At 59.5% G+C, this 19946-nt stretch carries 20 protein-coding genes; 11 read left to right on the top strand and 9 right to left on the bottom strand.

Annotated features, from left to right (window positions below):
* Positions 1–207 precede the first annotated feature (207 nt).
* Entirely contained in the window at positions 208–648 is a 441-nt protein-coding gene (locus IMW75_RS19580; protein ID WP_045062033.1) for a YkgJ family cysteine cluster protein, read from the top strand.
* 174 nt (positions 649–822) lie between these two features.
* Here IMW75_RS19580 and typA read toward each other — a convergent pair whose 3' ends face one another.
* The gene (gene typA / locus IMW75_RS19575; RefSeq protein ID WP_045061989.1) at positions 823–2643 is read right to left on the bottom strand and encodes a translational GTPase TypA; all 1821 of its coding nucleotides are present in this window, start codon (positions 2641–2643) and stop codon (positions 823–825) included.
* 139 nt (positions 2644–2782) lie between these two features.
* The gene (gene thiI / locus IMW75_RS19570; protein WP_045061990.1) at positions 2783–4237 is read right to left on the bottom strand and encodes a tRNA uracil 4-sulfurtransferase ThiI; all 1455 of its coding nucleotides are present in this window, start codon (positions 4235–4237) and stop codon (positions 2783–2785) included.
* Between the two features lie 332 nt (positions 4238–4569).
* Between thiI and glnA the strand changes: the two genes are divergently transcribed.
* The 3 genes from glnA to IMW75_RS19555 all read left to right on the top strand — a co-directional run bounded on the left by glnA (position 4570) and on the right by IMW75_RS19555 (position 7338).
* The gene (gene glnA, locus IMW75_RS19565) at positions 4570–5976 is read left to right on the top strand and encodes a type I glutamate--ammonia ligase (protein ID WP_045061991.1); all 1407 of its coding nucleotides are present in this window, start codon (positions 4570–4572) and stop codon (positions 5974–5976) included.
* A gap of 232 nt (positions 5977–6208) precedes the next feature.
* Positions 6209–6718 carry a DUF4124 domain-containing protein gene (locus tag IMW75_RS19560; protein ID WP_205893497.1) on the top strand — a complete coding sequence of 170 codons (510 nt, stop codon included), beginning with the start codon at positions 6209–6211 and terminating at the stop codon, positions 6716–6718.
* Positions 6715–7338 (top strand): DUF4124 domain-containing protein, encoded by a 624-nt coding sequence (locus IMW75_RS19555; protein ID WP_205893496.1) that lies wholly within the window; start codon positions 6715–6717, stop codon positions 7336–7338. Before IMW75_RS19560 ends, IMW75_RS19555 begins: the two co-directional genes overlap by 4 nt.
* A 3-nt stretch (positions 7339–7341) precedes the next feature.
* On the opposite strand, the gene IMW75_RS19550 is transcribed toward IMW75_RS19555, so the two are convergent.
* Positions 7342–7545, bottom strand: coding sequence for a hypothetical protein (locus tag IMW75_RS19550; protein ID WP_205893495.1), 204 nt, complete (start codon positions 7543–7545; stop codon positions 7342–7344).
* A gap of 23 nt (positions 7546–7568) precedes the next feature.
* On the opposite strand from IMW75_RS19550, the gene glnL reads away from it, so the two are divergent.
* Positions 7569–8654: a nitrogen regulation protein NR(II) gene (gene glnL, locus IMW75_RS19545; RefSeq protein ID WP_045061994.1), complete on the top strand. Its 1086-nt coding sequence runs from the start codon at positions 7569–7571 to the stop codon at positions 8652–8654.
* The gene (gene ntrC / locus IMW75_RS19540) at positions 8651–10087 is read left to right on the top strand and encodes a nitrogen regulation protein NR(I) (protein ID WP_205893494.1); all 1437 of its coding nucleotides are present in this window, start codon (positions 8651–8653) and stop codon (positions 10085–10087) included. Before glnL ends, ntrC begins: the two co-directional genes overlap by 4 nt.
* Before the next feature lie 551 nt (positions 10088–10638).
* Here ntrC and IMW75_RS19535 read toward each other — a convergent pair.
* On the bottom strand, positions 10639–11079 hold the full coding sequence (locus IMW75_RS19535) for a hypothetical protein (RefSeq protein ID WP_045061996.1): 441 nt from the start codon (positions 11077–11079) through the stop codon (positions 10639–10641).
* Here IMW75_RS19535 and IMW75_RS19530 point away from each other — a divergent pair.
* A complete protein-coding gene (locus IMW75_RS19530; RefSeq protein ID WP_205893493.1) occupies positions 11078–11533 on the top strand; it encodes a tRNA (cytidine(34)-2'-O)-methyltransferase in 456 nt (151 codons plus the stop codon). The genes IMW75_RS19535 and IMW75_RS19530 overlap by 2 nt on opposite strands.
* A gap of 108 nt (positions 11534–11641) precedes the next feature.
* Here the strand turns inward: IMW75_RS19530 and secB are convergent, their stop codons facing one another.
* From secB to IMW75_RS19515, 3 genes are read right to left on the bottom strand one after another with little or no spacing between them, the layout of a single operon-like run.
* The gene (gene secB, locus IMW75_RS19525; RefSeq protein WP_045061997.1) at positions 11642–12133 is read right to left on the bottom strand and encodes a protein-export chaperone SecB; all 492 of its coding nucleotides are present in this window, start codon (positions 12131–12133) and stop codon (positions 11642–11644) included.
* A gap of 39 nt (positions 12134–12172) precedes the next feature.
* Positions 12173–12427, bottom strand: coding sequence for a glutaredoxin 3 (grxC, locus tag IMW75_RS19520; protein ID WP_045061998.1), 255 nt, complete (start codon positions 12425–12427; stop codon positions 12173–12175).
* 1 nt (position 12428) lies between these two features.
* Positions 12429–12842 (bottom strand): rhodanese-like domain-containing protein, encoded by a 414-nt coding sequence (locus IMW75_RS19515; RefSeq protein WP_045061999.1) that lies wholly within the window; start codon positions 12840–12842, stop codon positions 12429–12431.
* Positions 12843–12995: 153 nt separating this feature from the next.
* Here IMW75_RS19515 and gpmI point away from each other — a divergent pair, with 153 nt between their 5' ends.
* The 4 genes from gpmI to IMW75_RS19495 all read left to right on the top strand — a co-directional run bounded on the left by gpmI (position 12996) and on the right by IMW75_RS19495 (position 18201).
* Entirely contained in the window at positions 12996–14525 is a 1530-nt protein-coding gene (gene gpmI / locus IMW75_RS19510; protein WP_045062000.1) for a 2,3-bisphosphoglycerate-independent phosphoglycerate mutase, read from the top strand.
* 251 nt (positions 14526–14776) lie between these two features.
* Positions 14777–16072 (top strand): murein hydrolase activator EnvC family protein, encoded by a 1296-nt coding sequence (locus tag IMW75_RS19505; RefSeq protein WP_205893492.1) that lies wholly within the window; start codon positions 14777–14779, stop codon positions 16070–16072.
* 31 nt (positions 16073–16103) lie between these two features.
* Positions 16104–17423 carry a S41 family peptidase gene (locus IMW75_RS19500; RefSeq protein WP_045062002.1) on the top strand — a complete coding sequence of 440 codons (1320 nt, stop codon included), beginning with the start codon at positions 16104–16106 and terminating at the stop codon, positions 17421–17423.
* A gap of 1 nt (position 17424) precedes the next feature.
* The gene (locus tag IMW75_RS19495) at positions 17425–18201 is read left to right on the top strand and encodes a divergent polysaccharide deacetylase family protein (RefSeq protein WP_045062003.1); all 777 of its coding nucleotides are present in this window, start codon (positions 17425–17427) and stop codon (positions 18199–18201) included.
* Between the two features lie 132 nt (positions 18202–18333).
* Here IMW75_RS19495 and IMW75_RS19490 read toward each other — a convergent pair whose 3' ends face one another.
* Together IMW75_RS19490 and hisF are read right to left on the bottom strand one after the other, a co-directional pair.
* On the bottom strand, positions 18334–19089 hold the full coding sequence (locus IMW75_RS19490; protein ID WP_045062004.1) for a substrate-binding periplasmic protein: 756 nt from the start codon (positions 19087–19089) through the stop codon (positions 18334–18336).
* Between the two features lie 77 nt (positions 19090–19166).
* Positions 19167–19937: an imidazole glycerol phosphate synthase subunit HisF gene (hisF, locus tag IMW75_RS19485; protein WP_007972752.1), complete on the bottom strand. Its 771-nt coding sequence runs from the start codon at positions 19935–19937 to the stop codon at positions 19167–19169.
* Positions 19938–19946: the final 9 nt, after the last annotated feature.

The following is a 19946-nucleotide window of genomic DNA, read 5'->3' as shown; positions in this document are numbered from 1 at the left end:
CCGTGGAGAGTCTGGTTCGGCAGTTTTTCCCGTTAGTGCGAGATAGGTCGACAATACCTTGTCGTATGCCGGAAAGAATGCAGGGCCCGTGCCGGATTACCGAAGCCGATCAGCCGCGCTGGAAAAAAACTGGCGAAAGGTTGTTCAAAAATCCACCAGTCCCGGTATGATCGCGCGCCCTGATGCACACGCTGGTAACAACCGATGATGAAACCCAACCTGATCGCCGCTGCGGAGATCGATCGCCTCGATACCTGGGCCAAGTATTCTGCACCGATGTGCGGCTCTTGTGTGTCCAGCTGCTGCACCCTGCCTGTCGAGGTCAAGATCAAGGACCTGATCCGGATCGGCATCGTCGACGAATTCGAGCGCGGCGAGCCGGCGAAGAACATTGCCAAGCGTCTGCAGAAGGAAGGGATCGTCGAGCGCTACAGCCAGAAGACCGAGATCTTCACCCTCCAGCGCATGAGCAACAACGATTGCCTGTATCTGGATCGTAAGAGCCGTCTGTGCACTATTTATGAAAAGCGCCCGGATACTTGCCGCAATCACCCCAAGATCGGGCCGCGGCCGGGGTATTGCGCTTACAAGCCCAAGGAAGTGGTGCGCGAGACCAGTAGCAGCCGTCGCACCCTCGAGAAATTCTAACGCCGAAAAGATCGCAGCCTCGTTTCACTCGACAGCTCCTACAGGGTTATGTGTACGCCTGTAGGAGCTGTCGAGTGAAACGAGGCTGCGATCTTTTGATTTTTTCTCCAGACAAAACAAAAACGCCCCCGATCTCGCGATCGGGGGCGTTTTTTTGTCTGCTAACTAAATGACTTAGTTACCGGACTTCTTGGCAGCGCGGGTACGCTCGCTTTCGCCCAGGATCTTCTTACGAAGACGGATGGACTTAGGAGTGACTTCGCACAATTCGTCTTCTTGAACGAATTCCAGAGCTTGTTCCAGGGTGAAACGGATAGGCGGAACCAGAGCGATGGTTTCGTCTTTACCCGAAGCACGCATGTTGTCGAGCTTCTTGCCTTTGGTTGGGTTGACGCCCAGGTCGTTGTCGCGGCTGTTGATGCCGACGATTTGACCTTCGTACACGTCTTCACCGTGACCCAGGAACAGTTTGCCGCGAGCTTGCAGGGTTTCCAGCGAGTAAGTCAGAGCCTTACCGGTAGCAACCGAAACCAGCACGCCGTTCTGACGGCCGGACATGTCGCCGGACTTCATCACGTCGTAACGGTCGAAGATCGAGGTCAGGATGCCTGCACCGGAGGTCAGGGTCAGGAACTCGTTACGGAAACCGATCAGGCCACGTGCCGGGATGTTGTACTCAAGGCGCACACGGCCCTTGCCATCCGGAACCATGTTGGTCAGGTCGCCTTTACGGATACCGATCTGCTCCATGATCGAACCTTGCGATTCTTCCGGCAGGTCGATGGTCACGTTTTCGTACGGTTCGTGCTTCACGCCGTCAACCATGCGGATGATCACTTCCGGACGACCAACACCCATTTCGAAGCCTTCGCGACGCATGGTTTCGATCAGTACGGACAAGTGCAGCTCACCACGGCCGGAGACCTTGAACTTGTCGGCGGTGTCGCCTTCTTCAACGCGCAGGGCAACGTTGTAGAGCAGTTCCTTGTCCAGACGTTCTTTGATGTTACGGCTGGTGACGAACTTGCCTTCACGGCCGCAGAACGGCGAGTCGTTAACCTGGAAGGTCATCGAAACGGTTGGTTCATCAACGGTCAGCGGCTTCATCGCTTCAACGTTCTGTGGGTCGCACAGGGTGTCGGAGATGAACAGCGACTCGAAGCCGCTGATGCAGACGATGTCGCCGGCAGCTGCTTCTTCAACGTCAACGCGGTGCAGACCGTGGTGACCCATCAGTTTCAGGATACGGCCGTTACGGCGCTTGCCGTCAGCGTCGATCGCAACAACCTGGGTGTTCGGCTTGACGCGACCACGAGCGATACGGCCAACGCCGATAATGCCCAGGAAGCTGTTGTAGTCCAGTGCCGAGATTTGCATCTGGAACGGGCCGTCACGGTCAACTTGCGGTGCTGGTACGTTGTCGACGATCGACTGGTACAGCGGAGTCATGTCTTCAGCCATGTCGGTGTGATCCAGACCGGCAATGCCGTTCAGGGCCGAGGCGTAGACGACTTTGAAGTCCAGCTGTTCTTCGGTGGCACCGAGGTTGTCGAACAGGTCGAAGATCTGGTCCAGAACCCAGTCCGGACGTGCGCCTGGACGGTCAACCTTGTTGATGACCACGATCGGACGCAGGCCGGCTTCGAAAGCCTTCTTGGTCACGAAACGGGTTTGCGGCATAGGGCCGTCTTGAGCGTCAACCAGCAGCAGAACGGAGTCAACCATCGACATTACGCGTTCAACTTCGCCGCCGAAGTCGGCGTGGCCCGGGGTGTCCACGATGTTGATGTGGTAGCCGTTCCAGTTGATGGCGGTGTTTTTCGCCAGAATGGTAATACCGCGCTCTTTCTCCTGGTCGTTGGAGTCCATCACGCGCTCGTCGTTGAGCTCGTTGCGCTCCAGGGTGCCGGATTGACGCAAGAGTTTGTCTACCAGGGTGGTTTTACCATGGTCAACGTGAGCAATGATGGCGATGTTGCGTAGATTTTCGATCACTTGTGTATCTCGATCAGAGGATTCGGTGTGCTGACAAGTCTTGGCAGCGATTAACAGTAGAGTCAGGCCTTGCCGTTACAGCTTGACGGCAGAGTCGGGGGGCCGGTGACGCAGGCCACAGGCAAACAGCCCCGGGCTCTTAGCTCGGTCGATAAACGCGCACATTGGCATGCCCCTCACTGAGCAAATGGTGGGCATGCAGGCGACTCATCACGCCTTTGTCGCAATACAGCAGGTACTGGCGAGTAGGGTCCAGTTCCTTGAAACGAGCGTTCAATGCATAAAACGGCATCGTTTGTACCTCAATGCCCGCGAGGTCCAGCGGCTCGTCTTCAGCGGCATCCGGATGACGGATGTCGATGACGATCTGACCTGCCAGTGCTTCGCCGACTTCTTCGATTTGCAAGTCCTGGCCCAATTCGTCGATCACGCGATCGATCGGTACCAGCTTGGCGTTCTCAAGCGCACGCTCGAGAACCGCCATGTCGAATTCTTTCTCTTCGTGCTCCACGCGCGGACGCTTGGCGTGGGTCTTGGGGTTCACCGAGATGACCCCGCAATATTCCGGCATGTGCTTGGCGAAATCGGCCGTGCCGATTTCGTTGGCCAGATCGATGATGTCCTGCTTGTGGCTGGCGATCAGCGGTCGCAAGACCAGCTTGTCAGTCACGCAGTCGATCACGGACAGGTTCGGCAGCGTCTGGCTCGACACCTGGGAAATCGCTTCACCGGTGACCAGCGCCTCGATCTCCAGCCGATCGGCAATACGGGAAGCAGCGCGCAACATCATACGCTTCAAAACTACGCCCATATGACTGTTATCGACTTTCCCGAGAATTTCTCCCAGTACTTCCTCGAACGGCACACTGACAAATAACACGCGTTGGGAGCTGCCGTACTTCTTCCAAATGAAGTGCGCGACCTCCATCACCCCCAATTCATGGGCCCGCCCGCCCAGGTTGAAGAAGCAGAAATGGCTCATCAGCCCGCGGCGCATGATCTGGTAGGCGGCCACCGTTGAATCGAAGCCACCGGACATCAGCACAAGCGTCTGCTCCAGGGCACCCAGCGGATAACCGCCGATGCTGTTGTGCTGGTTGTGGATCACGAACAACCGTTTGTCGCGAATTTCGAGACGAACTTCGATTTGCGGCTCTTTCAGCGAGATTCCGGCGGCGCCGCACTGACGACGCAGCTGGCTGCCGACGTATTTCTCGACATCCATGGAGCTGAATTCATGCTTGCCGGCGCGCTTGCAGCGCACCGAAAAAATCTTCCCGGCCAGGGCGTCACCGAAGTGCAGCTTGCACTTGGCAACGATGTCGTCGAAGTCACCCAATGGGTACTCGTCGACCTGCAGGAAATGCGCAATGCCCGGCATGCAGCTCAGGCGCTCGGTCATCTCCTTCAGGGCCTTGGGCTCGCTCACGCGGGTTTCCAGCTCGAGATTGTCCCACACACCGTTCACCACCACGGCCGGGTCCAGGTCGCGGAGCACGGTGCGGATGTTCTTGGCCAACTGGCGGATGAAACGCATCCGTACCGGGCGGCTCTTGATGGTGATCTCGGGGAAGACTTTTACGATTAGTTTCATGAAAACAGCGCGCGCTGGGCCAGCCGAAAAAGGGGGGCGCGGATTATAGCGGAAATTGCTCAAGGTTTAACCAGTTAATATGCAGAACCTTCGACGCGCACCAAAACGGGTCATTTGTGTGATTATGCGCCACATAACGGGGCGAGTTTTGCCGTTTCTGAACGCCATACATCTATATAAGCGTGAATTTGGGGCGAAAAACCCATGCTGGGGCACTGGCATGCAATTTGCTCCCTTGTGAGGCAGGTTGCCTTGGCAGAGTATTCGCGCCGGCATCACCCACATTCCAAGGGCCATCCACTACCAAAGCCCGAAGCCACCCGGAGGACACTATGTCGAAGTCGGTTCAACTCATCAAAGATCATGACGTCAAGTGGATTGATCTGCGCTTCACAGACACCAAAGGCACTCAGCACCACGTGACCATGCCGGCTCGCGACGCGCTGGATGAAGCTTTCTTCGAAGAAGGCAAAATGTTCGACGGTTCCTCCATCGCTGGCTGGAAAGGCATCGAAGCCTCCGACATGATCCTGCTGCCAGACGACAGCACGGCCGTTCTCGACCCGTTCACCGAAGACCCAACGCTGATCCTGGTCTGCAACGTGATCGACCCGTCGACCATGCAAGGCTATGACCGCGACCCGCGCGCCATCGCCCACCGCGCCGAGGAATACCTGAAGTCGACCGGTATCGGCGATACCGTATTCGTTGGCCCGGAGCCAGAGTTCTTCATCTTCGATCAAGTGAAGTTCAAGTCCGACATCTCCGGCTCGATGTTCAAGATTTACTCCGAGCAAGGTTCGTGGATGTCCGACCAGGACATCGAAGGCGGCAACCATGGCCACCGTCCAGGTATCAAAGGCGGCTACTTCCCGGTTCCACCGTTCGACCACGACCACGAAATCCGTACCTCCATGTGCAACGCCATGGAAGAAATGGGCCTGACCATCGAAGTTCACCACCACGAAGTGGCGACTGCCGGCCAGAACGAAATCGGTGTGAAGTTCAACACCCTGGTGGCCAAGGCTGACGAAGTTCAGACCCTGAAGTACTGCGTACACAACGTTGCTGTCGCCTACGGCCGCACCGCGACCTTCATGCCTAAGCCACTGTACGGCGATAACGGCTCGGGTATGCACGTTCACCTGTCCATCGCCAAAGATGGCAAGAACACCTTCGCAGGTGAAGGCTATGCCGGCCTGTCCGACACCGCCCTGTACTTCATCGGCGGCATCATCAAGCACGGTAAGGCCCTGAACGGCTTCACCAACCCGTCGACCAACTCCTACAAGCGTCTGGTCCCAGGTTTCGAAGCACCGGTCATGCTGGCCTACTCGGCTCGCAACCGTTCCGCTTCGATCCGTATTCCTTACGTGTCGAGCCCGCGCGCTCGCCGTATCGAAGCCCGCTTCCCGGATCCAGCAGCCAACCCGTACCTGGGCTTCGCTGCACTGTTGATGGCTGGCCTGGACGGCATCCAGAACAAGATCCACCCTGGCGACGCAGCTGACAAAAACCTGTACGACCTGCCGCCTGAAGAGGCCAAAGAGATCCCACAAGTTTGCGGCAGCCTGAAAGAAGCCCTGGAAGAGCTGGACAAAGGTCGCGCGTTCCTGACCAAAGGCGGCGTGTTCTCCGACGACTTCATCGACGCTTACATCGCTCTGAAAAGCGAAGAAGAAATCAAGGTCCGCACCTTCGTACACCCACTGGAATACGAGCTGTACTACAGCTGCTGATCCGGTAGCGCTAGCACTCGCGGCGTGACAAAAAGAGGCCTCCTTCGGGAGGCCTTTTTTATGCGTACAAGATCAAAAGATCGCAGCCTTCGGCAGCGCCCACAGGCGCGTAGGAGCTGCCGAAGGCTGCGATCTTTTGATCCACTTGGCCACACCCAACTATTAACGACTTGGGTCAAGCGCCAGCCCTGACCTATGCTGCACCCCAACGCCTTCGCTTCTGGTCGATTTTATGGGTCGTGGTTTTCTTTTGATGTTGCTGCTGATCGCCCTGCCCGCTGCAGCGCAGATCTACAAGTACACCGACGCCAACGGCAACACCGCCTACAGCAACCAACCGCCCGATGGCGTCGTGGCGCAGCCGGTCGAGCTACCTCCGCTAAACAGCGTCGAATCACAAGCACCTGCTGCGCCGCCTGTTGACGCCGTAACTGACGAGCAGCCGAGTAGCGAATACGAGGTGCTGGAGCTGACCAACCTGCCCACCAGCGAAGCGTTACGCGCCAACAACGGCACATTCACCGTGAACGTGTTGATCAAGCCGCGCCTGCGGGGCCCGCATCTGTTCCGGCTGCTGCTGGATGAACAGCCCTACGGCCAGCCTGGCAACGTGCCAGCGCTGCAGTTGGTAAACATCGATCGTGGCACCCACAGCCTGGCGGTACAGGTGATCAGCGGGGAAAACGTCGTGCAGCAAAGCCCGACCGTGACCTTCACCGTGCAGCGAGTGCACAAGCCTTGAAAGGGTGGCTGTTGGCCGGACTGCTGCTGGTTGCGCTGCCCGCGCCGGCCGAAATATTTACCTACGTCGATGCCCAGGGCAATCGGGTCTTCACCGATCAGCCCGGCTCCGGCAACGCCAAGCGCGTACCGCTGGCGCCGGGTAATCGCATGTCCGCCAATCCGGGCAGCGCCAAACCGGCGCCCCCCCGACCACAAGCCGAAGCCCCCCCTCTTTATCGCTACGACCTGCTGAGGGTGCTGGTACCCGAACCTGACGCCACGCTGCGCAGCAGCGCCGGTGAACTGATCGTCAGTGTGACCAGCGAGCCCGGCCTGCAACGGGGTCACCGCTACCGCCTGCTGCTGGACGGCAAACCCACCGCCGAACCCGGCCTCAGCCCGGTCTTTGCCCTGACCAATGTCGACCGCGGCAGCCACAACCTGTCCGTTGAAATCCTCGACCAGCAAGGCCGCACAGTAGAGCGCACCGCCAATCAACCCTTTCACATGCTGCGAATTTCCCTTGCCCAGAAACGCCAGGTCAAACCCTGCGCCCTTTCCGACTTCGGCCAGCGCCCGGAGTGCCCGCTCAAGGACAAACCCGAAGAGGAAAAAAATCCCTTCCTGAAGTTCTTTTAGCCCTCAGCCCGCTTGCGCACTATATTGGTGCGCGTAGAGGCGCACTACCCACTTCTCATCCCATTTTGGTTCGAAACTACCCGTCAAAGCTGGCAAAACGCCACGCAAAAGAGCGTCAAACGCCTGTTTCAGGCGATCGACGCTTCTTTTCAGAGCCTTGGTTTGGTTTTTGCATTTTCCAGTAACAAACGCTTTTTTCTTGCGCACGCCCTGCTCCAAAAGAGGTCCTGATGACCATTAGCGACGCACTGCACCGCTTGCTGCTCGACAACCTGACTACCGCCACCATCCTGCTCGACGCGCAGCTGCGCCTGGAGTACATGAACCCGGCGGCAGAAATGCTCCTGGCAATCAGCGGGCAGCGCAGTCACGGGCAATTCATCAGTGAATTGTTCACCGAATCCACCGAAGCGCTGAATTCCCTGCGCCAGGCTGTTGAACAGGCTCACCCTTTCACCAAGCGTGAAGCGATGCTTACTGCCCTCACCGGCCAGACCCTGACTGTCGATTACGCAGTGACGCCGATCCTCTCCAACGGCGACACCCTGCTGCTGCTCGAGGTCCACCCGCGCGATCGCCTGTTGCGCATCACCAAGGAAGAGGCACAGCTGTCGAAACAGGAGACCAGCAAGATGCTGGTGCGTGGCCTGGCGCACGAGATCAAGAACCCGCTGGGCGGGATTCGTGGCGCAGCGCAACTGCTGGCCCGTGAACTGCCCGAAGAAAGCCTGCGCGATTACACCAACGTGATCATCGAAGAAGCCGATCGCCTGCGAAACCTGGTGGATCGCATGCTCGGCTCGAACAAGCTGCCATCGCTGGCCATGTGCAACATTCACGAAGTGCTCGAGCGGGTCTGCCATCTGGTGGAAGCCGAAAGCCAGGGTTGCATCAACCTGGTGCGCGACTATGACCCAAGCATTCCCGATGTCCTGATTGATCGTGAGCAGATGATTCAGGCGGTATTGAACATCGTGCGCAATGCGATGCAGGCCATCAGCAGCCAGAATGAGCTGCGCCTTGGCCGCATCAGCCTGCGCACCCGGGCCATGCGCCAGTTCACCATCGGCCACGTGCGTCACCGCCTGGTCACCAAGATCGAGATCATCGACAACGGTCCAGGCATACCGGCGGAACTTCAGGAAACCATCTTCTTTCCCATGGTCAGCGGCCGCCCGGACGGTACCGGGCTGGGCCTGGCCATTACCCAGAACATCATCAGCCAGCACCAGGGCCTGATCGAGTGTGACAGCCACCCAGGCCACACCACCTTCTCGATCTTTCTGCCACTGGAACAAGGAGCCACATCGACATGAGCCGTAGTGAAACCGTGTGGATCGTCGATGACGACCGTTCTATCCGTTGGGTCCTGGAAAAAGCCTTGCAGCAGGAAGGCATGACCACGCAAAGCTTCGACAGCGCCGATGGCGTGATGAGCCGCCTGGCGCGCCAGCAGCCGGACGTGATCATCTCTGACATTCGCATGCCCGGCGCCAGCGGTCTGGACCTTCTGGCGCGGATTCGCGAACAGCACCCACGGCTGCCAGTGATCATCATGACCGCTCACTCCGATCTGGACAGCGCTGTCGCGTCCTATCAGGGCGGCGCGTTCGAGTACCTGCCAAAACCGTTCGACGTCGACGAAGCCGTATCGCTGGTCAAGCGGGCGAACCAGCACGCCCAGGAGCAGCAAGGTCTTGAAGTCGTCCCGACCCTGACCCGCACTCCGGAGATCATCGGCGAAGCGCCGGCGATGCAGGAAGTGTTTCGCGCCATTGGACGCTTGAGCCACTCCAACATCACCGTGCTGATCAACGGCGAATCGGGCACCGGCAAGGAACTGGTCGCCCACGCCCTGCATCGTCACAGCCCACGGGCAGCCTCGCCGTTCATCGCGCTGAACATGGCGGCAATCCCCAAGGACCTCATGGAATCCGAGTTGTTCGGCCATGAGAAAGGCGCCTTCACCGGCGCCGCCAACCTGCGTCGCGGGCGTTTCGAACAGGCAGATGGCGGCACGCTGTTCCTCGATGAAATCGGTGACATGCCGGCAGACACCCAGACTCGCCTGCTGCGGGTCCTGGCCGACGGCGAGTTTTATCGGGTAGGGGGTCACACCCCGGTCAAGGTGGATGTACGAATCATCGCCGCGACTCACCAGAATCTGGAAACCCTGGTGCACGCGGGTAAATTCCGCGAAGACTTGTTCCACCGCCTCAACGTCATCCGCATCCACATTCCACGACTGTCGGACCGTCGCGAAGACATCCCGACCCTGGCCAAACACTTCCTTGCCCGCGCAGCCCGGGAACTGGCAGTGGAGCCCAAGCTGCTCAAGAGCGAGACCGAGGAGTACCTGAAGAACCTGCCGTGGGGCGGCAACGTGCGTCAGCTGGAGAATACCTGCCGCTGGATTACAGTGATGGCTTCCGGTCGCGAAGTGCACATCAGCGACCTGCCGCCGGAACTGTTGAACCTGCCTCAGGATTCGGCCCCGGTGACCAACTGGGAGCAGGCGCTGCGCCAGTGGGCAGACCAGGCGTTGGCCCGTGGCCAGTCGAGCCTGCTCGACAGCGCGGTGCCGGCGTTTGAACGGATCATGATCGAGACCGCCCTCAAGCACACGGCTGGCCGCCGGCGTGATGCCGCGGTATTGCTGGGCTGGGGGCGCAATACCCTGACTCGCAAGATCAAGGAATTGGGGATGAAGGTTGATGGTGGGGATGATGATGAGGGGGAAGAGGGCTAAATACCCTATAAATCATCGTCGCTACATAGATCCATTCGCGGGCAAGCCCGCTCCCACAGTGAATCCGGTGTTTTCACGAATGCGTGAACAACACTGGACCCTGTGGGAGCGGGCTTGCCCGCGATGCTTTTGGCGCCATCGTGCACCGACTGAATGCACCGTGAACCGCAATCGCGCACAAATGCTGATTTAAAACCCCGCCTGCTTTCGCAATCGAACCCTGACCGAAAAAACACGAAAGCCCCGGAATACGGGGCTTTCGACGTTTCAATGCGACTTTCTGTTTCAACTTGTTAAAAACTGGCACGCCCCCTGCAATAGTCCATTCAGTGAATCAGTTCACTACCCAGTTTCGGGGACCTTGGTACAGGCAGGCCGGGGATTCCCCTCTTTACACCGGGCTCACACCGCACAAGCGACGAGCCCAACCAGTTTTGGGGCCCTTGATACAGGCAGGTCAGGGGTTCCTTCTTTACACCGGGCTCACGTCGTCATGCGCGAGCCGTCCCGTTTCGGGAACCTTGGTACAGGCAGGCCGGGGATTCCCTCTTTTATTGCTCCCGGAGATGGATCTCCAGCCGCCAGCGGTCATCGACCTCGCTACCCGCCCACTCGCCCAGCAGTGGCCGGGCAGCCACCACGGTCAGCAACAATCCCCCATCACTCAAACGCACTCGCCAGTTCGCGCTTTTATCATTGAGCTTGAGCTGCCCTTTCTGCGCCTTGCCTTCGGCCGCGAACAGCAGCGCAAGGCTGCCGTCGACGATCTCGCCATGGGTCTTGGGTTCGTTGCTGAACCACACGACCAATCCGTCACTCGTCACCTCGACCTGCTGCAGTTCACTGGGGTCGGGTGTGGTCAGGCGGCCAATCATCAGCCCGACCATGACACCGACTATCGCCAAAGAACCCATCACGCGCGGGAATAGTTTCGAACGCCGATCCTCGGGCGGCGTAGAATGCCGGTCATCTTTATCTTCGGAGCCGTGCATGTTTCACGTCATCCTCTTCCAACCAGAAATTCCGCCGAATACCGGCAACGTTATCAGGCTGTGCGCCAACAGTGGCTGCCACCTGCATTTGATCGAGCCGCTGGGCTTCGAGATGGACGACAAGCGTCTGCGCAGGGCGGGCCTCGACTACCACGAGTATGCCACCCTGCAACGTCACGCCGACCTCGCCAGCTGCCTGGAAAGCCTCGGTCACCCGCGCCTGTTCGCCTTCACCACCAAGGGCTCGCGGCCGTTCCATGATGCGAGCTTCGACGAGGGCGACGCCTTCCTGTTCGGTCCGGAGAGCCGGGGCCTACCGCCCGAGGTGCTGGACGCCCTGCCCGGCGAGCAACGCCTTCGGTTACCGATGCGCGAAGGCTGCCGCAGCCTGAACCTGTCGAACACCGTGGCCGTGGCCGTGTACGAAGGCTGGCGCCAGCTCGGATTCAAGTAACCCGAAGATTATTTTCGCCTGACAGAAACAATCGCGGGCAAGCCAGCTCCCACAGGTTTTGCTCAATCCTGTGGGAGCGGGCTTGCCCGCGATTTGCAGCAGCGCCGCTTATTGAACCGTCGGAGTCTCGCCAGCTGCCTGCATGCGTTGCAGCTCTTGCGCGTACAGCGCATCGAAGTTCACCGGGGCCAGCATCAGGGCCGGGAACGAGCCGCGGGTTACCAGGCTGTCCAGGGTTTCGCGAGCGTACGGGAACAGGATGTTCGGGCAGAACGCACCCAGGGTGTGGCTCATCGAAGCGTCGTCCAGGTTCTTGATCAGGAAGATCCCGGCCTGTTGCACTTCAGCGATGAAGGCGACTTCGCCGCTCTCACCGTTCTTCACGGTCACCGACAAGGTCAGCACGACTTCGTGGAAGTCACCTTCCAGGGCCTTCTGGCGGGTGTTCAGATCAAGACCGACGCTCGGCTCCCACTGCTGGCGGAAGATCGCCGGGCTTTTCGGGGCTTCGAAGGACAAGTCACGTACATAGATGCGCTGCAAGGAGAATTGCGGTGCGGTTTCTTCTTCGCTAGCTGCAGTGTTCTGTTGGTCAGTCATCTCAGATCCTTTCTGATCTTGGGTCTTATAGGGAAGGCGTCAGGCCTTGAGCAGGGCGTCGAGCTTGCCGGCGCGCTCAAGGGCAAACAAATCATCACAGCCACCGATGTGGCGCTCGCCGATCCAGATCTGCGGGACGGAGGTCCGCCCGGCTTTCTGGGCCATGGCGGCGCGCACCTGCGGCTTGCCATCGACCTTGATCTCTTCGAAGGCCACGCCTTTGTTCTCGAGCAGGTACTTGGCTCGCGAGCAGTAAGGGCAGTAATCGCTGGAATAGACGACGACGTTGCTCATATCACTTCACCAGCGGCAGGTTGTCGCCTTTCCAGCTGGAGATCCCGCCGGACAGCTTGGCGGCAGTGAAGCCGGATTTCATCAGTTCGCGGGCGTGAGTGCCAGCGGTCTGACCCATGGCGTCGACCAGGATGATGGTCTTGGCCTTGTGCTTTTCCAGTTCGCCGACACGAGCAGTCAGTTTGTCGTGAGGAATATTCAGCGCGCCGACAATGTGACCGGCGGCGAAGTCCTTGGCCGGACGAATATCGATCACCACGCCTGCGTCCTTGTTGACCAGCCCGGTCAGTTCACCGGTGCTCAGGCTACGACCGCCGCCCTTCATTTCATGGGCGATCAGCAGAGCCAGCAGAACGGCGAAGATACCGACAAGCAGATAGTGAGTGGTGGCAAATGCAATCAGGTGATCAACCATTGAAGGAGGTTCCAGGGCGTTAAAATGTCGGCCAGTATACACAGCCACTATGGTGGGCCAAACCCCGTCCGGCGGTGACGCAGCAGGAACTTACCTTTAAACTGCCACTCCCTTTTCCATTGCCCTCTTTTAACTCAGCCACGAGTGGAATCCATGACTACCACGCCTAAACCTTTGGTCCTGATCATCCTCGACGGCTTCGGTCACAGTGAGAGCCCTGAATCCAACGCCGTATTCGCCGCGAAGAAGCCTGTGCTGGACCGCCTGACGGCCTCCGTACCCAATGGCCTGATCTCCGGCAGCGGCATGGACGTCGGCCTGCCGGATGGCCAGATGGGCAACTCCGAAGTCGGTCACATGAACCTGGGTGCTGGCCGCGTTGTGTATCAGGACTTCACTCGCGTGACCAAATCGATTCGTGACGGCGAGTTCTTTGAAAACCCGACCATCTGCGCTGCCGTGGATAAAGCCGTTGCTGCCGGCAAAGCCGTGCACTTCATGGGCCTGCTGTCTGACGGCGGCGTTCACAGCCACCAGGACCACCTGGTGGCCATGGCGGAACTGGCCTACAAGCGCGGCGCAGAAAAAATCTACCTGCATGCCTTCCTCGACGGCCGCGACACCCCGCCGAAAAGTGCCCAGTCGTCGATCGAATTGCTCGATGCCAGCTTCCAGGCCCTCGGCAAAGGCCGCATCGCCAGCATCATCGGCCGTTATTTCGCCATGGACCGCGACAATCGCTGGGACCGCGTAGCCCAGGCTTACAACCTGATCGTCGACGGCAACGGCGAGTTCAATGCCGCCACCGCCCAGGAAGGTCTGCAAGCCGCCTACGACCGTGGCGAGAGCGACGAATTCGTCAAGGCCACCTCCATCGGTGAGCCGGTCAAGGTCGAAGACGGCGATGCCGTGGTGTTCATGAACTTCCGCGCCGACCGCGCCCGGGAACTGACCCGAGTGTTCGTCGAGGACGATTTCAAGGAATTTGCCCGCGCCCGCCAGCCGAAACTGTCCGGTTTTGTCATGCTGACCCAATATGCCGCCAGCATCCCTGCCCCATCGGCTTTCGCCGCAGGCAGCCTGGACAACGTACTGGGCGATTACCTGGCGAAAAACGGCAAGACCCAGCTGCGCATCGCCGAAACCGAAAAATACGCTCACGTGACCTTCTTCTTTTCCGGCGGGCGCGAAGAACCGTTCCCGGGCGAAGAGCGCATCCTGATCCCGTCGCCAAAAGTCGCCACCTACGACTTGCAGCCGGAGATGAGCGCACCGGAAGTCACAGACCGGATCGTCGAGGCCATTGAAAACCAGCGTTATGACGTGATCGTGGTCAACTACGCCAACGGCGACATGGTCGGCCATAGCGGCGTGTTCGATGCAGCAGTCAAGGCGGTTGAGTGCCTGGACCTGTGCGTGGGGCGCATCGTGGACGCGCTGGAAAAAGTCGGCGGCGAAGCGCTGATCACCGCCGACCACGGTAACGTCGAGAAAATGGCCGACGAAGAAACCCACCAGGCTCACACGGCGCACACCACCGAGCCGGTACCGTTCATTTATGTCGGCAAGCGTGATTTCAAGGTACGCCATGGTGGCGTACTGGCGGATGTGGCGCCGACCATGTTGATGCTGATGGGCCTGGAAAAACCGGCCGAAATGACCGGTACTTCGATCCTGGTGTAATCCGCCCGCACAAACACCGCAAAACCCTGTGGGAGCTGGCTTGCCAGCGATAGCTATCTGACACCAACCTCAATGTTGAATGTTCAGACGCCATCGCCGGCAAGCCAGCTCCCACAGTGGCTTATGGCGTTTTCGCAATGGAATCTGGCCTGTTGCTTGTCCCGGTTATCACACAGCCCCAATTGGGCATTTTTTTTGCTGCGCTTGGCGGGCATACTAGGCCGTCCCTTTCCCTGGTGTCGCCCGCCTTTATGCTTCGCGTCCTGATAGCCCTTGCCCTGACTTGCCTGCTCCAACCGGCCTTCGCTGACGAGCGCGCGCAAACCCAACAGCAGTTGGACGCCACGCGTCAGGACATTGCCGAGCTGAAGAAACTGCTGGGCAAGCTTCAGGAAGAAAAATCCGGTGTGCAAAAGGACCTCAAAGGCACCGAGACGGAAATGGGCAAGCTCGAAAAGCAGGTCGATGCCCTGCAAAAAGAGCTGAAGAAAAGCGAATCCGAGCTGCAGCGACTCGATGCCGAGAAAAAAAAACTCCAGAGCGCGCGCATTGAACAGCAACGACTGATTGCCATCCAGGCCCGAGCGGCCTATCAGAACGGGCGCCAGGAGTACCTCAAGCTGCTGCTTAACCAGCAGAACCCGGAAAGATTCGCCCGCACCCTCACCTATTACGACTACCTGAGCCAGGCCCGCCTGGAGCAGCTGAAAAACTTCAACGAAACCTTGCGCCAACTGGCCAATGTCGAAAAAGACATCGACATGCAGCAGGCTCAACTGCTGGTGCAGAAAAGCAGCCTGGACAGCCAGCGAGACGAGCTCGAAAAGGTTCGCCAGGAGCGCCAGCAAGTGCTCGCCAAGCTCAACCTCGACGTCAAGGCTCGCGACCAGAAGCTGGCGGCACGCGAGCAGGATCAGGCAGACCTGTCTAAAGTCCTTAAAACCATCGAAGAAACCCTGGCCCGTCAGGCCCGAGAGGCAGAAGAAGCGCGGCAAAAAGCGCTGATCGCCCAGCAGGAAGCCGAAAAAAAGCGTTTACGTGAGGCCCAGGCAGCAGCAGAAGACAACACTGACGCCCCACGCAAACAGGTCAAATCAACACCCGGCGCTCTGGTCTCAAGCTCAGGCGAAACCTTCGGTGGTGCTTTTGCTTCCACTCGGGGAAAACTTCCATGGCCTGTTGATGGTCGATTGCTGGCACGCTTTGGCGAATCCCGTGGTGATGACGCTCGAACCAAGTGGGACGGCGTAATGATCAGTGCTTCCGCCGGCAGCCAGGTGCATGCCGTGCACGGTGGTCGTGTGGTGTTTGCCGATTGGCTGCGCGGTGCCGGACTGCTGGTTATCCTGGATCACGGCAACGGTTTCCTGAGTCTTTATGGTCACAACCAGACGCTGTTGAAGTCTGCAGGTGACGTGGTTAAAGCCGGTGAGTCCATTTCCACTGTCGGTAGCAGTGGCGGGCAGGACACCCCGGCGTTGTATTTCGCTATTCGTCAGCAGGGTCACCCGAGTGATCCCGCGCAATGGTGCCGCGCGCAAGGATAAGCACGCCATCTACTTCAGGAGTTCGTTCGACATGCTGCATCTGTCCCGCCTTACCTCGCTGGCCCTGACGATCGCCCTGGTGATCGGCGCGCCTCTGGCGTTTGCCGCTCAACCGGCCCCGGTAGTCGCGCCTGCGGGCACTGCTGCGACCACCAAGGCGCCTTTGCCGCTGGAAGAGTTGCGCACCTTTGCCGAGGTCATGGACCGGATCAAGGCCGCCTATGTCGAACCTGTTGACGACAAGACCCTGCTGGAAAATGCCATCAAGGGCATGCTCAGCAACCTTGACCCGCACTCCGCCTACCTGGGCCCGGAAGATTTTGCCGAGCTGCAGGAAAGCACCAGCGGCGAATTTGGCGGCCTGGGTATCGAAGTCGGCGCCGAGGACGGTTTCATCAAGGTGGTTTCGCCGATCGATGACACCCCTGCGTCGAAGGCCGGCATCCAGGCTGGCGACTTCATCGTCAAAATCAACGGCCAGCCCACTCGCGGCCAGAGCATGACCGAAGCCGTGGACAAGATGCGCGGCAAAATCGGCCAGAAAATCACCCTGACCCTGGTGCGCGACGGCGGCACGCCGTTCGACGTGACCCTGTCCCGCGCCATCATCCAAGTGAAGAGCGTCAAGGCACAGCTGCTGGAGTCGGGCTACGGCTACATCCGCATCACCCAGTTCCAGGTCAAGACCGGCGAAGAGGTCTCCAAGGCCCTGGCCAAGCTGCGCAAGGACAACGGCAAGAAACTCAAGGGTGTCATTCTCGACCTGCGCAACAACCCGGGCGGCGTACTGCAATCGGCGGTGGAAGTGGTCGACCACTTCATCACCAAAGGCCTGATCGTCTACACCAAGGGCCGCATCGCCAACTCCGAGCTGCGCTTCTCCGCCACTGGCAAGGATGAAAGCGAAGCCGTGCCAATGGTCGTGCTGATCAACGGCGGCAGCGCCTCGGCCTCGGAGATTGTCGCCGGCGCCCTGCAGGATCAGAAACGTGCAGTGATCATGGGCACCACCAGTTTCGGCAAAGGCTCGGTGCAAACCGTGCTGCCGCTGAACAACGACCGCGCCCTGAAGATCACCACGGCGCTGTACTACACGCCGAACGGCCGCTCGATCCAGGCCCAGGGCATCGTCCCGGACATCGAAGTGCGCAAGGCGAAGATCACCAGCGAGCAGGACGGCGACTACTTCAAGGAAGCCGATCTGCAAGGTCACCTGGGCAACGGCAATGGCGGCGAAGACAAACCGACCGGCTCCGGCGGCAAAGCCAAGGCGATGCCGCAGGATGATGATTACCAGCTGGCCCAGGCGCTCAGCCTGCTCAAAGGTTTGAGCATCACCTCTGGCCGCTGAGATGTGCGTGCGGTTGCTGCTCGCCCTGTTGTGCTGCCTGGCGGGTGTTGCTCACGCGATGCCCGCCGCCACCACGGCGCATAAGGCCTACATCAGCCTGATCATTGACGACCTGGGGCAGAACCTGCCCCGGGACCGTCGAGTGCTTGCCCTGCCCGGCCCCGTGACGGCGGCGATCATGCCCGACACGCCACACGCCACCGAGTTTGCCCGTGAAGCACACCGCGCCGGCAAGACAGTGATCCTGCACATGCCCATGGACCCGGCCACCGGCCCGTTCGCCTGGCATCCCGAGCTGCCTATCGAAGAACTTGAGAAACGCCTCAACGCGGCGCTCAAGGTCGTGCCTTATACCGCCGGCATCAACAACCATATGGGCAGCCGCATGACCGCTCAGCGACCGGCCATGGCCTGGTTGATGGCGCACTTGCAGCGCCGGCACAAGCTGTTCGTCGACAGCCGCACCAGCGCGCAGACGGTTGCGGCGGCCGAGGCGCAGAAGATTGGGTTGGCGAGCGTTTCGCGGGATGTGTTTCTGGACGATGAGCGCACTGAAGCGGCGATTTTCACCCAGCTACAGACGGCGATCAGCCTGGCGCGCAAGCAGGGTTCGGCGGTGATGATCGGGCATCCGTATCCGCAGACGCTGGCGGTATTGGAGCGGGAATTGCCGAAACTCAAGGCTCAGGGGATTGAGTGGATCGACATCAAGCAAATGATCAGCGTGCGCGGCAATCGCGCGACGGCGGCTCACGGCAACGATGGCGTGTACCGCTAAAAGATCGCAGCCTTCGGCAGCTCCTACACGTCGGGGCGTTCGCCAGCTCCTACACGTGGGTGCGTTCGGCAGCACCTGTAGGGTAGTGCGTTCGGTGTAGGAGCTGCCGAAGGCTGCGATCTTTTGATTGACCTAGAGATACTTCGCCATGATCTCACCTACCACGCCTTCCTTGCGCAACTGATCCAGCGCGGCCTGCAGTTTGGCAACGGTGGTATCCGGAACGTCTTTGTTCAACGCCAGATAGAGCTCGGCACTGTTGAACCGCAGTACCGTCTTGAGCCCGTACACGCCCTCCTGACGCGCCAGATAACGCCCAGCCGGGTCACCCGTGGCCCACAGGTCGATCTGGCCATTGACCAGCTTCTTCGCGTTATCCTGATCGCGCAGCACCAGGATCGGCTTTAGGCCCTGCTTGGTCAGCGTCTCGGCGATCGCATCGCCCTTGTAGGCACCGATCCGGTATTGGCTGGCCTGTTCCAGCGTCTCCAGGCTGATCTTGCTGTCTGCCTTGGCGAGCATGATCCAGTCATCAGGACCAATGGGGCCAACCCACTTGAAGAGATTTTCGCGATCAGGCAGTCGCGCCATCACGAACACGCCGTAGCCTGGTTTTTCGAGGGCGAGTTTATACACGCGCTCCCAGGGGAAACGCAGCGTCAGGCTGTAGGTGATATCAGCACGCTTGAACATCTCGCGAACGATGTCGGTGGCGATGCCATTGATATTTTCGTTCTGGGCGAAATTCTTGCCGTTCTTCGCCATGTTGTAGGGCGGGAAGTTTTCAGTCAGCAGCACCAGGTCGGTGGCGTGACTTTCTGCGGCAGGCACATTGTTGGAGAGCAATACGGCTGCGCTGGCGAGGACAAGAAGAAAGCGTTTCAGCATGTCTGGCTACCGAGATCCATGGCGTACCCAAGAGTGCCTTGAGCCCGCCATGATGTCCACTGGCCTGTACCGTTTGTTCAGCGCATCACAATGCCGCGATGAGCCATGTAGGCCTTGGCTTCCTGCACGGTGTATTCGCCGAAGTGGAAGATACTCGCCGCCAGCACGGCACTGGCGTGACCTTCGATAATGCCATCGGCCAGATGCTGCAGGTTGCCGACGCCACCCGAGGCGATCACCGGGATCCCCAGTGCATCGCTGATGGCGCGAGTCACGCCCAGGTCGAAGCCGTTTTTCATGCCGTCCTGGTCCATGCTGGTCAGCAGGATTTCACCGGCGCCCAGGCCTTCCATCTTCTTCGCCCACTCCACCGCGTCGAGACCGGTAGGTTTGCGCCCGCCGTGGGTGAAGATTTCCCAGCGCGGGGTTTCGCCCGGGCCAGAGACTTTCTTGGCGTCAATGGCGACAACGATGCACTGCGAACCGAAATGCTGGGCAGCTTCGCCGACGAATTCCGGGTTGAACACGGCCGCGGTATTGATCGAGACCTTGTCCGCGCCGGCATTGAGCAAGTTGCGAATGTCCTGCACGGTACGCACGCCGCCGCCCACGGTCAGCGGGATGAATACCTGGCTGGCCATGCGCTCGACGGTATGCAGCGTGGTGTCGCGGCCATCGACGCTGGCGGTGATGTCGAGAAAGGTAATCTCGTCAGCGCCCTGCTCGTCGTAGCGACGGGCGATTTCCACCGGATCACCGGCATCGCGGATGTTCTCGAACTTCACACCCTTGACGACCCGGCCGTTGTCCACGTCCAGGCAAGGGATGATGCGTTTGGCCAGCGCCATAGTCAGTCC

This window comes from Pseudomonas gregormendelii (assembly GCF_017114825.1).
GTDB classification, from domain to species: Bacteria; Pseudomonadota; Gammaproteobacteria; order Pseudomonadales; family Pseudomonadaceae; genus Aquipseudomonas; species Aquipseudomonas gregormendelii.
The sequence above is the reverse complement of the archived record's forward strand: the minus strand, read 5'-3'. Positions and strand labels throughout refer to the sequence as shown.

Excerpts from the sequence above, each read along its gene's own strand:
- IMW75_RS19560 (WP_205893497.1), top strand. The coding sequence starts at position 6,209 with ATGGGTCGTGGTTTTCTTTTGATGTTGCTGCTGATCGCCCTGCCCGCT.
- IMW75_RS19530 (WP_205893493.1), top strand. The coding sequence starts at position 11,078 with ATGTTTCACGTCATCCTCTTCCAACCAGAAATTCCGCCGAATACCGGC.
- thiI (WP_045061990.1), bottom strand. The coding sequence starts at position 4,237 with ATGAAACTAATCGTAAAAGTCTTCCCCGAGATCACCATCAAGAGCCGC.
- IMW75_RS19500 (WP_045062002.1), top strand. The coding sequence starts at position 16,104 with ATGCTGCATCTGTCCCGCCTTACCTCGCTGGCCCTGACGATCGCCCTG.
- glnA (WP_045061991.1), top strand. The coding sequence starts at position 4,570 with ATGTCGAAGTCGGTTCAACTCATCAAAGATCATGACGTCAAGTGGATT.
- IMW75_RS19535 (WP_045061996.1), bottom strand. The coding sequence starts at position 11,079 with ATGCACGGCTCCGAAGATAAAGATGACCGGCATTCTACGCCGCCCGAG.
- IMW75_RS19490 (WP_045062004.1), bottom strand. The coding sequence starts at position 19,089 with ATGCTGAAACGCTTTCTTCTTGTCCTCGCCAGCGCAGCCGTATTGCTC.
- grxC (WP_045061998.1), bottom strand. The coding sequence starts at position 12,427 with ATGAGCAACGTCGTCGTCTATTCCAGCGATTACTGCCCTTACTGCTCG.
- glnL (WP_045061994.1), top strand. The coding sequence starts at position 7,569 with ATGACCATTAGCGACGCACTGCACCGCTTGCTGCTCGACAACCTGACT.
- IMW75_RS19580 (WP_045062033.1), top strand. The coding sequence starts at position 208 with ATGAAACCCAACCTGATCGCCGCTGCGGAGATCGATCGCCTCGATACC.
- gpmI (WP_045062000.1), top strand. The coding sequence starts at position 12,996 with ATGACTACCACGCCTAAACCTTTGGTCCTGATCATCCTCGACGGCTTC.
- secB (WP_045061997.1), bottom strand. The coding sequence starts at position 12,133 with ATGACTGACCAACAGAACACTGCAGCTAGCGAAGAAGAAACCGCACCG.
- IMW75_RS19495 (WP_045062003.1), top strand. The coding sequence starts at position 17,425 with ATGTGCGTGCGGTTGCTGCTCGCCCTGTTGTGCTGCCTGGCGGGTGTT.
- IMW75_RS19505 (WP_205893492.1), top strand. The coding sequence starts at position 14,777 with ATGCTTCGCGTCCTGATAGCCCTTGCCCTGACTTGCCTGCTCCAACCG.
- hisF (WP_007972752.1), bottom strand. The coding sequence starts at position 19,937 with ATGGCGCTGGCCAAACGCATCATCCCTTGCCTGGACGTGGACAACGGC.
- ntrC (WP_205893494.1), top strand. The coding sequence starts at position 8,651 with ATGAGCCGTAGTGAAACCGTGTGGATCGTCGATGACGACCGTTCTATC.
- IMW75_RS19515 (WP_045061999.1), bottom strand. The coding sequence starts at position 12,842 with ATGGTTGATCACCTGATTGCATTTGCCACCACTCACTATCTGCTTGTC.